The organism is Denitrobacterium sp., from assembly GCF_056180635.1.
The window spans coordinates 39,762-52,831 of sequence record NZ_JAZZJS010000008.1; the positions used below are offsets into that span (position 1 = coordinate 39,762).

General features: G+C 62.0%; 13 protein-coding genes. All 13 read right to left on the bottom strand.

What is annotated here, in order from left to right:
• Positions 1-110: 110 nt before the first annotated feature.
• On the bottom strand, positions 111-2,354 hold the full coding sequence (locus AC04P6_RS00750) for a polyribonucleotide nucleotidyltransferase (protein ID WP_475564680.1): 2,244 nt from the start codon (positions 2,352-2,354) through the stop codon (positions 111-113).
• Positions 2,355-2,546: 192 nt separating this feature from the next.
• Positions 2,547-2,834 (bottom strand): 30S ribosomal protein S15, encoded by a 288-nt coding sequence (gene rpsO / locus AC04P6_RS00755; RefSeq protein WP_074777282.1) that lies wholly within the window; start codon positions 2,832-2,834, stop codon positions 2,547-2,549.
• 218 nt (positions 2,835-3,052) lie between these two features.
• Entirely contained in the window at positions 3,053-3,820 is a 768-nt protein-coding gene (gene recO / locus AC04P6_RS00760; protein WP_475564681.1) for a DNA repair protein RecO, read from the bottom strand.
• Positions 3,820-4,728, bottom strand: coding sequence for a GTPase Era (gene era / locus AC04P6_RS00765; RefSeq protein ID WP_475564682.1), 909 nt, complete (start codon positions 4,726-4,728; stop codon positions 3,820-3,822). Before era ends, recO begins: the two co-directional genes overlap by 1 nt.
• A 2-nt stretch (positions 4,729-4,730) precedes the next feature.
• A complete protein-coding gene (locus tag AC04P6_RS00770) occupies positions 4,731-5,111 on the bottom strand; it encodes a diacylglycerol kinase family protein (protein WP_475564683.1) in 381 nt (126 codons plus the stop codon).
• Positions 5,108-5,569 (bottom strand): rRNA maturation RNase YbeY, encoded by a 462-nt coding sequence (ybeY, locus tag AC04P6_RS00775; RefSeq protein WP_475564684.1) that lies wholly within the window; start codon positions 5,567-5,569, stop codon positions 5,108-5,110. Before ybeY ends, AC04P6_RS00770 begins: the two co-directional genes overlap by 4 nt.
• 2 nt (positions 5,570-5,571) lie before the next feature.
• Entirely contained in the window at positions 5,572-6,597 is a 1,026-nt protein-coding gene (locus tag AC04P6_RS00780) for a PhoH family protein (RefSeq protein ID WP_475564685.1), read from the bottom strand.
• Positions 6,594-7,820 (bottom strand): tRNA (N(6)-L-threonylcarbamoyladenosine(37)-C(2))-methylthiotransferase MtaB, encoded by a 1,227-nt coding sequence (gene mtaB, locus AC04P6_RS00785; protein ID WP_475564686.1) that lies wholly within the window; start codon positions 7,818-7,820, stop codon positions 6,594-6,596. Before mtaB ends, AC04P6_RS00780 begins: the two co-directional genes overlap by 4 nt.
• A complete protein-coding gene (locus AC04P6_RS00790; protein WP_475564687.1) occupies positions 7,817-8,596 on the bottom strand; it encodes an RsmE family RNA methyltransferase in 780 nt (259 codons plus the stop codon). Before AC04P6_RS00790 ends, mtaB begins: the two co-directional genes overlap by 4 nt.
• Before the next feature lie 6 nt (positions 8,597-8,602).
• Positions 8,603-9,730 carry a molecular chaperone DnaJ gene (gene dnaJ, locus AC04P6_RS00795; protein WP_475564688.1) on the bottom strand — a complete coding sequence of 376 codons (1,128 nt, stop codon included), beginning with the start codon at positions 9,728-9,730 and terminating at the stop codon, positions 8,603-8,605.
• A 45-nt stretch (positions 9,731-9,775) separates the two neighbouring features.
• Positions 9,776-10,786, bottom strand: a complete 1,011-nt coding sequence (hrcA, locus tag AC04P6_RS00800) for a heat-inducible transcriptional repressor HrcA (RefSeq protein ID WP_475564689.1) — start codon at positions 10,784-10,786, stop codon at positions 9,776-9,778.
• Between the two features lie 188 nt (positions 10,787-10,974).
• Positions 10,975-12,084, bottom strand: a complete 1,110-nt coding sequence (gene hemW, locus AC04P6_RS00805; protein WP_475564690.1) for a radical SAM family heme chaperone HemW — start codon at positions 12,082-12,084, stop codon at positions 10,975-10,977.
• Positions 12,085-13,023, bottom strand: a complete 939-nt coding sequence (gene dusB, locus AC04P6_RS00810) for a tRNA dihydrouridine synthase DusB (RefSeq protein WP_475564707.1) — start codon at positions 13,021-13,023, stop codon at positions 12,085-12,087.
• Positions 13,024-13,070 lie beyond the last annotated feature (47 nt).

Consider the following 13,070-nt stretch of genomic DNA (forward strand, 5'->3'; position numbering starts at 1 on the left):
CCAAATGATACCCCAAAGCGCCTATTTGCGGAAAGCGAACCGGCATTATTGCCGCACAAAGAAAGGCGCCCAGGAGGGCGCCTTTCCAGCAATGCGAATTCGACTATCGATTAGTCGCGGTTGCGGGAGCGGGGCTTGCGATGGTCGTCGCGACCATGGCCTCCCCTGCCGCCACGGTCGCCACCGCGGTCGCCGGGACGACGACGCGGACGATCGCCGTGCTCGGAACGCTCGCCGCCTTCGCGACGGGGACGGCCGGCACCTTCGGGCGCATCGGGCTTCTCGAGGCGGTCGAGGCTAATCTTGCCATTCTCGCCTACTTCGATGACCTGCACCTTAACGGCGTCGCCCAGGTTCAGAACGTCTTCGACGCGACCAACGCGACCATTGGCCATGCGGCTGATATGCAGCAGGCCGTCTTTGCTGGCCGTGAGCTTCACGAATGCGCCGAAATCCTTGATGCCGACGACTTCGCCCTCGAAGATCTCGCCGACTTCGGGCTCCTTGACGATGTCGAGGATAGCCTGCTTGGCAGCTTCGCCAGCAGGGCCTTCCACGGCCGCGATATGCACGGTGCCGTCTTCCTCGACCTCGATGGTGGCACCCGTTTCGTCCTGCAGGCCGCGGATGACCTTGCCACCGGTGCCGATGACGTCGCGAATCTTGTCGACCGGAATCTTGATGGTCTCGATGCGCGGAGCGAACTCGGAGAGCTCGGAACGAGGCGCGGGGATTTCCTTGAGCATGGCCTCGAGGATGAACGCACGGCCTTCCTTGGCCTGCGCGAGGGCGCGACCGAGGATTTCGGTGGACAGGCCACGGGCCTTGTTGTCCATCTGAAGGGCGGTAATGCCGTTTTCGGTACCCGTTACCTTGAAGTCCATGTCGCCCAGGAAGTCTTCCAAGCCCTGGATGTCGGACAGGATGACGACGTCGTCGCCTTCCTTGATGAGACCCATGGCAATGCCGGAAACGGGAGCCGAGATGGGCACGCCGGCATCCATGAGTGCGAGCGTGGAACCGCAGGTGGAAGCCATGGAAGAGCTACCGTTGGATTCCAGGACCTCGCTGACTACGCGGATGGCGTAGGGGAAGGTGTCCTCGTCGGGCAGAACGGGCAGGAGGGCGCGTTCCGCCAGGGCGCCATGACCAACTTCGCGGCGCTTGGGGGCGCCCATGCGGCCAACTTCGCCCGTGCAGTACGGCGGGAAGTTGTACTGGTGCATGTAGCGCTTGCCCTCGGCGGGGTCGATGGTGTCGAGGCGCTGACCTTCGCGCAGCGTGCCAAGGGTGCACACGGAAAGGGCCTGCGTCTGGCCGCGTTGGAAAAGACCGGAACCGTGCACGCGGGGCAGATACCCGGGACGGATGTACAGCGGACGGATTTCCTTGGCGGTACGGCCATCGGCGCGCTCGCCCGTCTCGATGACCATGCGGCGCATGGCGCGCTTCTCGAGGGCCTTGCAAGCAGCGGCGATGTCGGAGCCCCAGGCAGCCTGCTCCTCTTCGGAGAAGTCGTTAGCCTTGATGGAGGCCTTCAGCTCTTCGACCTTGCCGATGCGGGAAAGCTTGTCGGCGTCATGCAGAGCGGCGCTCATCTCGTCGAAGTGGGCGTCGACGCGCTCGGCGATGGAGGGATCGGCCTGATGGACCGTGTACTCCAGCGGCTGGGGGTTAACCTTGTCGAGGAAACGCTGCTGAGCGGCGCAGAACTCCGCGATGGCCTTCTGGCCGAAGTTCATGGCGGCGAGCATGTCTTCCTCGCTGATTTCCTTGGCACCGGCTTCCACCATGGAGATGTAATCGGCCGTGCCGGCGATGGTGAGGTTGAGATCGCTCTCTTCCAGTTCGTCGTAAGAGGGGTTGCAGATGAAGTCGCCCGTTTCGGGGTTGCGGCCAACGCGCACGCAGGCAGCGGGGCCATCGAACGGGGCGCCACCCACGAGAAGCGCAGCGGAGGCGCCGTTCACGCAGATGCAGTCGGGGGCGTTATCGCCATCGACGACGAGCGTGGTTGCGACGATGTGCACTTCGTTCTTGAAGCCGTCGGGGAAACCCGGGCGGATGGGGCGGTCGATGAGACGAGCCGTGAGGGTGCCCTTGTCGCTGGCCTTGCCCTCGCGCTTCAGATAGCCACCGGGGATGCGGCCCACGGCGTACATCTTCTCCATGAAGTCGACCGTGAGGGGGAAGAAGTCGTAATCCTTCTCTTCCTTGCTCACGACAGCGGTGACCAGGCAGGTGGTATCACCCTGGGTAACCAGAACGGCACCCGTGGCCTGCTTGGCAAGTTCGCCGGTTTCAAAGCGATACTTCTTACCGTATAGCTCGAACTCTTCTACGATTTTTTCCATATTTCACTTTCTCTTCCCTCGCCTCCCTATGAGGCGAAGCTTCTTCGACGGGGCCTACCCCCGCCGCGAGCAACCGCGATACATTTCGCGGCCGACCGCAGTCACACGCGAACCTCATCCGTTCGGTTCGCGCCGAAGCCGCATATTGCGGCCTCGAAAAGCAAAAGCCCGCGAGATGCGGGCTTTATGCATTTACACGTTGTCGCGAATGCCGAGCTTCTTGATGAGCTCACGGTACTCGGTGATGTCGCGGTTCTTGATGTACTTCAGCAGACCGCGGCGCTTACCGATGAGCATCATGAGGCCACGACGAGAATGGTTGTCCTTCTTGTGGGTCTTCAGGTGCTCGGTGAGGTTGCGAATACGCTCGGAGAGGATAGCGACCTGCACTTCAGCAGAACCGGAATCGTTCTCGTTCTTACCGTATTCCTTCATGAGTTCGGCTACGCGCTCTTTGGAAATGCTCAGCTTATCAGCCATGCTTCCACCTTTCATTCCGCCCTTGCGGGCAACGTGTATTGATCTTTCCTCCGAGGACGCATGCAAGGTGGCGCGTGCGTGCTAAGGGGAAAGCCCTGCTAATGCAGCTTGTTCATTATACACATCCCAGGAATTGGCAGTAGCGCGGTATGGGAAAGCACCATTGACTGCACATAAGGGGCAGCGCCCCGCGAACGGCGCCCCGAAAAGGCGAACGGCTAGAACAATCCGCAGGTGAGCAAATAGTTCAACGACTTCAGGTTAACGCCCATATGCTCGCGGAACCACTGATGCGCAAAGTGGAGCACGGAAAAGGAGGCCTCGAGCGGAACGTCCGACGAGACGACGTGCGCGAAGGGCTGTCCCAACAACGCACGCACCCACAAGAGCGTGGAAGCCTCGATGCGCTGCGTCTGCACGTGAGCGCGACATTCGACGCATACGGATCCGCCCTCCTCGAAGGAGAAGTCACGCCATGCCCCATTTTCGAGCGACACCGCATTCCCGCAGGAGACGCACGTGGACACGCGCGGTCGAAAGCCGAGCATCGCGAAGAGCTTGACGAGGAACGCCGCGCAAAGAGCGGGAGCAGAGGACTCGTCACATTCGCAAAGCGCGTCAAGCGCGGCACAGGCCATATCAAACAAGCGCGCGACGGGCAGTTCGGGCTGACCGCATTTGGCCAGAGCATCGATGACAGGCGCGGCCGCGGCATTGAAGGCCACGTCTTCGCGCAGGCGCGTGTGCGAGCAAACGCATCGCGCCTCGGTGACGATGGGGAGCCCCTTGCCCTGCGCGAGGAGCACGTCGGCGACGCAGAAGTACTCGAGGCGCGAGGCAAACGTGTTGCCAGGCTTGCGCGCCCCGCGGGCGATTGCCTGGCCCAGCGAGCCATCTTCATGCAGGAACGAGAGGATGAGGTCGGTCTCGCGGAGCTTCGTCTTGCGCACCACGAGCACGCGGCATGCCTTGGTGGGGCTTGCCACTACATGCCTTCTCCGTAGCCGAAGCGCCTGATCTGGTTGAGGTCGCGGCGCCAGTTCTTGCGGACCTTCACGCGCAAGTCGAGGAACACGCGCGAACCGAGCATCTGCTCGAGGTCGGTGCGCGCCTCGCTGCCAATGGCCTTCAGGGCACGCCCGCCCTTGCCGATGATAATGCCCTTCTGGCTATCGCGCTCGACGTAGATGAGCGCGTAGATGCGCTCGAGGTTCTTGCGCTCGTCGTATTCCATTTCCTCGACGACGACGCCGATGGCATGGGGCACTTCGTCGTGGAAGGAGCGGAGGATCTTCTCGCGGATGAACTCGGCGATGAGCACCTCGGTGGGCTGGTCGGTCTCCATATCGGAGGGGAACCACTGGGGACCAGCGGGAAGGAGGCTGGAAGCCGTTTCCATGAACGCCTCTACCCCATCGCCCGTAACCGAGGAAACCTCGATGACGGCATCCCACGTGCCCAGCGCCTCGGCGGCAGCGCGCTGCTTGGCGATGGTCTCGGCATCGACCAGGTCGGTTTTGGTGATGACGAGGATCTTCTTCGCCTTCACGGCGGAAATCTGTCGAACGACCCATTCGTCGCCGCGGCCTGCGGGCTTCGACGCGTCGAGCAAAAACGCCACGGCATCGATACCGTCGAGCGCCTGAATGGCCGACTCGTTGAGCTCTTCGCCCAGCACGTCGTGCGGCTTATGCAGACCCGGGGTATCCACCAACACGAGCTGGTAATCGTCGCGCGTGACGACGGCGCGGAAACGATGGCGCGTGGTTTGCGCAGTATCGCTAGTGATGGCCACCTTCTTGCCCATGATGGCATTGATGAGCGTTGACTTGCCCGCGTTGGGGCGCCCGATGAGCGTGACGAACCCCGAGCGGAAATCTTCGGAGAATTCCATGGTTACCACCCTAGAAAGGTAAGAACATGCGGGACGAACACGATGCATCCCACGATGAAGGAAACGATAGAGAACACGTACACGGCGCCGGCAGCCATATCCTTGGCGGCCTTCGCCGTGGGGTGCAATTGCGGGCTTGCGAGGTCGACGGCATCTTCGATGGCGGAGTTAATGCACTCGCCGCCAACCACCAGCCCGCAGCAAATGAGAACGGCGCACCATTCCCACGGCTGAATCGAGAAAAGGAGCCCCAGAACAACCACCAAAACGGCGGCGGCGGTCTGCACGCGAATATTGAACCCCGTTCTATACGCCTCGATTACACCCTCGACGGCGTATTTGAACGACTTCGCGAATGGGGTTTTTCCCGCGCCGGGCTTCACGATCTATCCCGCCACGCCGCAAGAAGCTCGCGCTCGCGCGCTTCCATGACCTCGGCTTCCTCGTCGACGATATGATCGTAGCCACACAGGTGCAGGCAGCCATGCGTGATGAGGAGCTCGAGCTCTTCCTGGAACGTGGTGCCGTATTCCTGCGTCTGGCGCTTGCAGACATCGACGGCAATCACGATGTCGCCCAGCTCGTACGGAGCATCTTCGGGGGCGTCGACGTCGAATTCGTCATCGAGGTTATCGCATTCGAACGAGAGGACATCGGTGGGACCCTGCTTGCCGCGGTAGCCTTCGTTCAGGCGCGTCATTTCCTCGTCGTCGACGAAGCTGATGGACATTTCGGTGCTGGCAGGTTTCCCCTCAGCGGAAACAACGAACTCGGCGAGCTCGGCGATGGGCAGGCCCTCGACGTCTTCCTTGCCGTATTCGTAATTGACGGTGATTTCCATTCCTATCCTTCCCGATGCGCGGATTGCACCTGAGATACGTGGTTGGGAGCGCTTTCGGAAGAGGAGAGCGCACGTGCCTCCTCGGCACGATTATACGCGTCGACGATAGCGGATACGAGAGAATGACGCACAATATCTGTGCGGGAAAGCTCGCAGAACGCAATATCGGGTACATCAGACAGAATGCCGCGCACCTGGCGCAAGCCCGAAACGCCGCGCGGAAGATCGAGCTGGGTGATATCGCCCGTAACGACCATCTTCGACGCGAAGCCAAGACGCGTGAGGAACATCTTCATCTGCTGAGGCGTGGTGTTCTGCGCCTCGTCGAGCACGATGAAGCTGTTGTCGAGCGTACGACCGCGCATATACGCGAGCGGGACGATTTCGATGGTGCCGTCTTCCAAGTACGCCTGAGCGCGCGATGGGTCCATCATCTCGAAGAGCGCGTCGTAGAGCGGGCGGATATAGGGGTCGATCTTCTCGTTGAGCGTGCCGGGGAGGAATCCGAGGTTCTCGCCTGCTTCAACCACGGGGCGCGAGAGGATGACGCGGCTTACCTCGTGCTGACGCAGCGCGCGGATGGCCATCGCCATGGCAAGATACGTCTTGCCCGTACCCGCGGGGCCTATGCCAAACGTAATGGTGTTCTTGCGAATGGCGTCGACATAGCGCTTCTGACCGGCGGTTTTCGGACGAATGGAGCGCCCGCGATGCGAAAGCACCACGTCGTCGCGCAAGGCGCGCGGCGCGAACTCGCCCGTGCGCAGAAGCTCGATGGCATGCTGCACGTACGCGCGATTGGGCGTGCCGCCCTCGCGCACATACGAAAAGAGGTCGGTGAACAGCGAGGATACGGAATCCACTTCAACTTGCTCACCCGAAATGCGCACGGTGTTCCCGCGCACGAGGATGCTCGCATGATACGCGTCCTCGATGAAGCGCAGAAGCTCGTCTTGCGGACCCACGACCTTGGCCATGTCCACCGTATCGGGGGCGGTTAGCGAAACGCTCGTTTCCATGTCTGTCATACGCTGAATACACCATTCTCGTCGACGGTTTTCAATTCACAGGATACTAGACCGCTATCGGGAAAACGGTCGTCAAGCGCAACCTGATAGTACGATTCCGTGGTTCCCAGGCCGTTCTGCTCGATAAGCACGAGCTCGCTCTTCCCCAAGCGCGCACGGGCCTGCTCAAGGCGCAGCTCGTCGCCCAGGCGAGCGAGCTCATCGGCGCGCTGGGCAACGATATGGGGGTCTACCTGGTCGGCGCGCTCGGCCGCGGGAGTGCCCACGCGACGCGAATAGCGGAAGACGTGAATCTTGCTGAACGCGCACAGGCGCGCCATGCGAAGCGTCTCCTGGAAGTCCTCGTCGGTTTCGCCCGGGAAGCCCACGATGATGTCGGTGGAAAGCGACAAATCGGGGATGATTTCGCGCGAACGATTCACGATATCGAGGAAGCGCTCGGCGGAATACGGGCGTGCCATTTCGCGCAGGACGCGCGTGCTGCCCGACTGCAGGGGCAAATGCAGATGGCGGCACACCATTCCATCGGCTTCCGCGATGCTATCCAGCAATTCGTCGGTGATGTCACGCGGCTCGACGCTGGAAATGCGAATGCGCGCCTGAGGAACTTCCCTGCGAAGGGTACGCACCACGTCGGAGAGACGCGCGTCGCCATCGCGATAGGCGCCCAGGTTAATGCCCGTAAGGACGAGCTCGCGCGCGCCCGCGGCAACGAGCTCGCGCGCTTCTCGCACGCAATCGGCCAGGGGAACCGAGACGGACCTGCCGCGCGCCACGTGCACGATGCAGTAGGTGCAGGCATTGTTGCAGCCATCCTGGATCTTCAGCCCCACGCGCGATGGGAAGCCATCTCCGAAGCGCACGTCCGACGATGCGGGAACAACGGATTCGCGCGACAAGCCACAGCATTCAAGGCACACATCGACGACTTGCGTCTTCGGAACGACGATGACGCGCTCGCTCATGCTGGTGAACTCGTCCGCGTCGATAGCCGCAGCACACCCCGTAACCAGCACATTGGCCTGGGGATAATCGCGTAATTCGCGGCGCACGGCCTTGCGCGTCTTCTTTTCGGCCTCGCCCGTGACCGTGCAGGTGTTCACGATGACGCAATCGGGGTCGTCATCGGCGACGGAGAAGCCCAGCGAAAGGAGGTCGGCCGCAAAGGCGTCGGACTCGACGCGATTTACCTTGCAGCCCAAATTGACGATGCGGGCCCTCATCGAAGACCGCCCAGTTCGTATATGACGAGCGCAGGCGCGACGATGCCCGCGGTTTCGGTGCGCAGGATGCTCGAGCCAAGCGTGACGGTGCTCGCACATGCATTGAACTCGTGAAAGGCCCGTACTTCCGCCTCGGTGAGCCCACCCTCGGGACCCACGACGACGGCCACGCGCGCATCGGCGGGAATGCAGGCGTTATGGGCAAGCCCGCGTTCGATCGCCTGCTTGATGCCGCCTTCGCGCGCCTCTTCCCAGCAAACGATGACCGCCGTGGCGCCCAACAGGGCTTCAGCCGCAGCCTTCACGGTTGCGGGCTCGTGTATTTCGGGAATGCGCATCTGGCCCGACTGCATGGCAGCGCTCTTCGCGATGGAACGCCAGCGCGCAAGACGCTTGCCCTCCTTCTTCGCGTCGAGCTTCACGACGCTTCGATCGCAGATGAGGGGCACGAACGCGGAAACGCCGATTTCGGTGGCGTGGCGGATGACGGTCTCCATCTTGTCGGCCTTGGCGAGCCCCTGCAAAAGAACGACCTCGGGGCCAGCCGAGGGAGCATGTTCGTGAGAGGCTATGCGCACCATGAGGCCATCGGACGCATCGGTGATCTCGCACTCGAAGTAGTCGCTCGTAGCGTCGATTACCGCAATATGCTCGCCAGGCGCCAGGCGAAGCACGCGCGCATGCTTCGCATCCTCGGCGGAGAGGCGCAGCGGGAACACCTCTTCGGTTTCAGCAGAGAGAACCTGGTCATCCAGGAAAAACCGGGGCAGACTCATGGCATCCTAGTTGAAAGCGTCTTTGATCTTCTGGAAGCGCGTACGCTCTTCGGCGTACTCCTCGCCCATTTCCTTCGCCAGCTCTTCCAGCAGCTCGCGCTCGCGCTTGGAGAGCTTCTTGGGAACCACGACACTGACATGCACGAACAGGTCGCCACGCGCATCGCTCTTGAAGCGGGGCATGCCGAAGCCACGCACGCGCACCACTTGTTCGTTCTGGCAGCCGGCGGGAATGGAAACGGACACCGTTTCGTCAGGCATGATGCCCTCGACTTCGATATCGGCGCCCAGGCACGCCTGCACGACCGACACGTTCACCCTGGTGTGGAGGTTATCGCCGTCGCGCTGGAAGAAATCATGCGGCATCACGCGGCACGTGACGATGAGATCGCCCGAAGCGGCGCCGCGCATGCCAGCCTCGCCGTATCCGGAAAGACGCAGCTGCTGGCCGTCGCGAATGCCCACGGGCACTTCCACGGAAACGTGCTGGCGGTCGGGCACGCGACCCTGGCCATCGCACTCGGTGCAGGGGTTTTCAATGGTCTGGCCCGTGCCACCGCACTTGGGGCACGTGGTGGCCGTTTGCATGTCGCCCAAGAAGGTACGCTGCACGGTGACGACGCGACCCTGGCCATGGCATTCGGGGCAGGTTACTTCCTTGCCGTCTTCGCCCAGGCCACTGCCGCCGCATTCGGGACACGGAGCAAGGCGGTCGTAGATGATTTCCTTCTTGACGCCCGTGGCAACTTCCTCGAGCGTGAGGCGCAGGCCCACGCCCATGTCGCGACCCTCGCGACGCACGCGTGCGCCACCGCCGCCCATGCCGCCCCCGAAGAAGCTGCTGAACAGGTCGCCCATGCCAAAGCCGCCGCCGAAGATATCGTCGAAATCGACGTAGGGCTGGCCGCCGCCGCTGGCACCGGGGATGGTTCCGAAACGGTCGTACTGAGCGCGCTTGTTGGCGTCGGAGAGGATGTCATACGCCTCGTTCAGTTCCTTGAACTGGTCTTCGGCGTCTTCGGCCTTGTTGACGTCGGGGTGAAGCTGGCGGGCCTTCCGACGAAAAGCCTTCTTAATCTCATCGTCCTTCGCCGTCTTCTCGACGCCGAGTACCTCGTAGAGATCCCTTGCCATACAGCTAATGCCTTTCCTTTCTATACGCCCGGAGGCGCGGTAACACTATTCATCGCCCAAGGCGCGGCGCGCGACGTTGACCGCGCGTATGACCTGGGCGTAGTCCATTCTCGTTGGGCCGATGACGGCAACGACGCCCTCGCTCGCCCCGCGGCCGTAGCGGCCTGCGATGACCGAAACGCCCGAAAGCTGCGAGGATGCGTTTTCGTGCCCGATGCGCACCGACGTGGAATCGGCCGGCGAATCCTTCAGAATCTGCATGAGCACGGTATCGTCTTCCAGAACCTCGAGCACGGGCATGAGGTTCTGCGCGCGTTCGAACTCCGGTTGCCTGACCATCGTGGAAAGCCCCAGGCTGCGCGCGTGGCCGCTATCGCCTTCGCGCAGGCAGGCGAGCACTTCCTCGAAGAGCACCGACACGAGCGGGTCGCGCAGGATTTCAGCGGCCTCCTCGTTGAAATCGTCGCTGATTTCATCGAGCCCCTTGCCCGCGAACACGCGGTTGAGGGCGTTCTGAGCAGAAGCCAAATCGCCCGTGTCGATAGGGTCGACGAAATCGATATGCCTGTTCAGCACCTGACCGTCTTCCGTTACCACAATCGCGAGCACGCGATTTGACGACAGCGACACGAACGTGACCTGCTTGATATCGAGACGCAGCGTGCTAGGCGGAAGCACGATGGTGAGGTTGTTGGTGAAACGCGCCAGCGCCGACGTGGTCTTCTCGATAAGGTCGTCGAGCTCGGAGGCGCTTTCGCGCAGATTATCGGCAGCTCGGCGAGCGTCCTCGTCGAGCCCCTCATCGGCGAACTGCGTCTTCAGCAGATCATCGACGAAGGAACGGTAGCCGAAATCGGTGGGAATGCGACCAGCCGACGTATGCGGCTGCGTGATGTAGCCGTCGTCTTCAAGCACGGAGAGCTCGTTGCGCACCGTGGCAGAGCTGACGCCGAGATTGTAATTTTGAACGAGCGTACGCGAACCAACGGGCAATGCATGGGAAACGTATTCCTCGATGAGCGCAGCTAAAACGCGCTGTCGCCTATCCGAAAGCATGGCCCTCCTTTCGCGTAATCGCCATTCTAAAAAGCCCACCTACCGGCGGGCCGTACAATACCTCGTGAGCATTCTAGCAGCCGCGCCCTTCAAGTGCTAAAACGACACCAATCTGTCACAGTGAACCCACGTGAGAAAACGAAAAGCGTCCGAAGCGCAACCCGGCGTTTACGCACGGGTAACCACGGCTACGGCGCGACGTCGAAAATGGCACCGTAGAGCTCGTTGCCGCAAAGCCAACCACGTTCGGTGGGCGTCCAGCGTCCGTTCGCGTGATTCACGAGCCCGCTCTGCACGAGCGACTCCATCACAGCGCGCAACTCGGGCGCGAGCTCGCATGCATGCGCAAGGGTTTCTTCGGAAACGCCCCTGCTCATGCGCATGCCGAGCATGACGTCCTCGACGCGCATCTGGCGCGCATTCAGATCGTCGGTAACGACGCCGTCCTGCTTGCGCATGCGACGCTGCGAATCCTGCATCATGCTGGCCGCCGAAGGGCCGATGCCCAGATAGGGCTTGCCCGTCCAATACGCCGTATTATGGCGGCTCTGGAACCCGGGCTTCGCGTAATTTGCCACCTCGTAGCGCTCGAAGCCCGCCTCGGCAAGCATGCTCGAGGCGATGCTCATGTGCGTCGCCTCCACATCATCATCAGGCATGGGCATGGCGTCACGCGAAACGAGCTCGTCAAAGGGCGTGCCTGGCTCGATGGCGAGCGGATAGACGCTTACGTGCGTTACGCCCAGCTCGATGGCCTCGCGCACGCTTTCGCGGAAGCTCTCCTCGCTCTGGCCGGGAATGCCGCACATCAAATCGATGCTCACGTTCTGGAAGCGACCATGGGCCATGTTCACGGCTTCGCGCGCCGCATTCGCATCGTGAACGCGCCCCAGAATGCGCAGCACGTCGTCGTCGAAGCTCTGCACGCCAATGGAAAGGCGATTCACGCCAAGCGCCCACATGTCGTTCACCATGCGCTCGCTCAGGCTATCAGGATTGGCCTCCATCGTGCATTCCACCTGATCGGTAAGGTGCATCGACAGGCCGAGGATGTACATGATTTCGGTGAGGGGGCCCAAGCCGATGAACGAGGGCGTTCCCCCACCCAAATAGACGGTCTCGATTTCGGAAAGGAGCCCCTGCTTCCCCGCGCGGCGAATTTCCATTACCGTCGCGTCGACGTACTCGCGGATGAGCGGAGACGTGGCGGGCACGGCCTGCGTAGCGAAATCGCAGTAGCGACAACGCTGCTTGCAGAAGGGTACGTGAATGTAGAGCGCCTTATACGGATCGTGCATCTAGCACTCCCGCAAGTGCCGTTCGAGCTGGTCGAACGCACGGTCGTATTCCTCGATGGTGGAGCATGCATTCAACATGCCACGCGCAGCAGAGGCACCGTCGAGACCCTTGCAATACCAGCTGCCCATCTTGCGCATGCGCACCAGGGCACGTGGCTCCCACTCGTAGAGCAAATGCGCATGGCGGCGCGCCATGGCAACGCGTTCGGCTGGCGTGGGCGGAATGGGCGCTTCGCGCCCCTCGAGGGCTGCGCGGATATCGGCGAACACCCAGGGATTGCCCCGGGCAGCGCGCGCTACGAGCACGGCTTCGCAACCCGTTTGCTCCATCACGGCGAGCGCATCGGCTCCCGATGCGATATCGCCATTGCCCACCACGGGAATGGAAACGGCTTCGACCACGCGGGCAATAACGCCCCAATCGGCATCGCCACGATACATTTGCGCAGCGTATCGGCCATGCACGGTAACGGCGCTCGCGCCCGCCTGCTCCATGCGACGGGCGAATTCGGGAGCGCTTTCGCAGTCGAGGTTATAGCCCCTGCGGAACTTCACGGTAACGGGAACGCTCGATGCGGAAACGACCGCTTCCACGATGCGCTGCGCGAGCAGGGGGTCCTTCATGAGCGCGCTGCCATCGCCCTTGGTAACGAGCTTGCGAACGGGGCAACCCATGTTGATGTCGATGACGGCGAGCTTCTCCCCCACCGTCTCGCACAAGCGCGAGGCCTGGGACGCCATGACGTCGGGCTCGTGGCCGAAAATCTGAACGCCGACGATATCCTCGTTGGGCGCAAGCTCTAGCAGGTCTTCCGTGCGCTCGTTGCCATACGAAAGACCCTTCGCGCTCACCATCTCGGTGAACGTGAGCTGGGCGCCCTGCTCGATGCAGAGCTGGCGCATAACGCGGTCGCTCACACCCGCCAGGGGCGCAAGCATCACGCGGTGATCTTGCAAAAAGGAACGGTAATCGTGCATGGACGCTC

Bases quoted from the DNA above. Each gene is read 5' to 3' on its own strand.
- AC04P6_RS00750 (WP_475564680.1), bottom strand. From the start codon at position 2,354: ATGGAAAAAATCGTAGAAGAGTTCGAGCTATACGGTAAGAAGTATCGC.
- rpsO (WP_074777282.1), bottom strand. From the start codon at position 2,834: ATGGCTGATAAGCTGAGCATTTCCAAAGAGCGCGTAGCCGAACTCATG.
- era (WP_475564682.1), bottom strand. From the start codon at position 4,728: ATGGAATTCTCCGAAGATTTCCGCTCGGGGTTCGTCACGCTCATCGGG.
- ybeY (WP_475564684.1), bottom strand. From the start codon at position 5,569: ATGGAAATCACCGTCAATTACGAATACGGCAAGGAAGACGTCGAGGGC.
- AC04P6_RS00780 (WP_475564685.1), bottom strand. From the start codon at position 6,597: ATGACAGACATGGAAACGAGCGTTTCGCTAACCGCCCCCGATACGGTG.
- mtaB (WP_475564686.1), bottom strand. From the start codon at position 7,820: ATGAGGGCCCGCATCGTCAATTTGGGCTGCAAGGTAAATCGCGTCGAG.
- AC04P6_RS00790 (WP_475564687.1), bottom strand. From the start codon at position 8,596: ATGAGTCTGCCCCGGTTTTTCCTGGATGACCAGGTTCTCTCTGCTGAA.
- dnaJ (WP_475564688.1), bottom strand. From the start codon at position 9,730: ATGGCAAGGGATCTCTACGAGGTACTCGGCGTCGAGAAGACGGCGAAG.
- hrcA (WP_475564689.1), bottom strand. From the start codon at position 10,786: ATGCTTTCGGATAGGCGACAGCGCGTTTTAGCTGCGCTCATCGAGGAA.
- hemW (WP_475564690.1), bottom strand. From the start codon at position 12,084: ATGCACGATCCGTATAAGGCGCTCTACATTCACGTACCCTTCTGCAAG.
- dusB (WP_475564707.1), bottom strand. From the start codon at position 13,023: ATGCTTGCGCCCCTGGCGGGTGTGAGCGACCGCGTTATGCGCCAGCTC.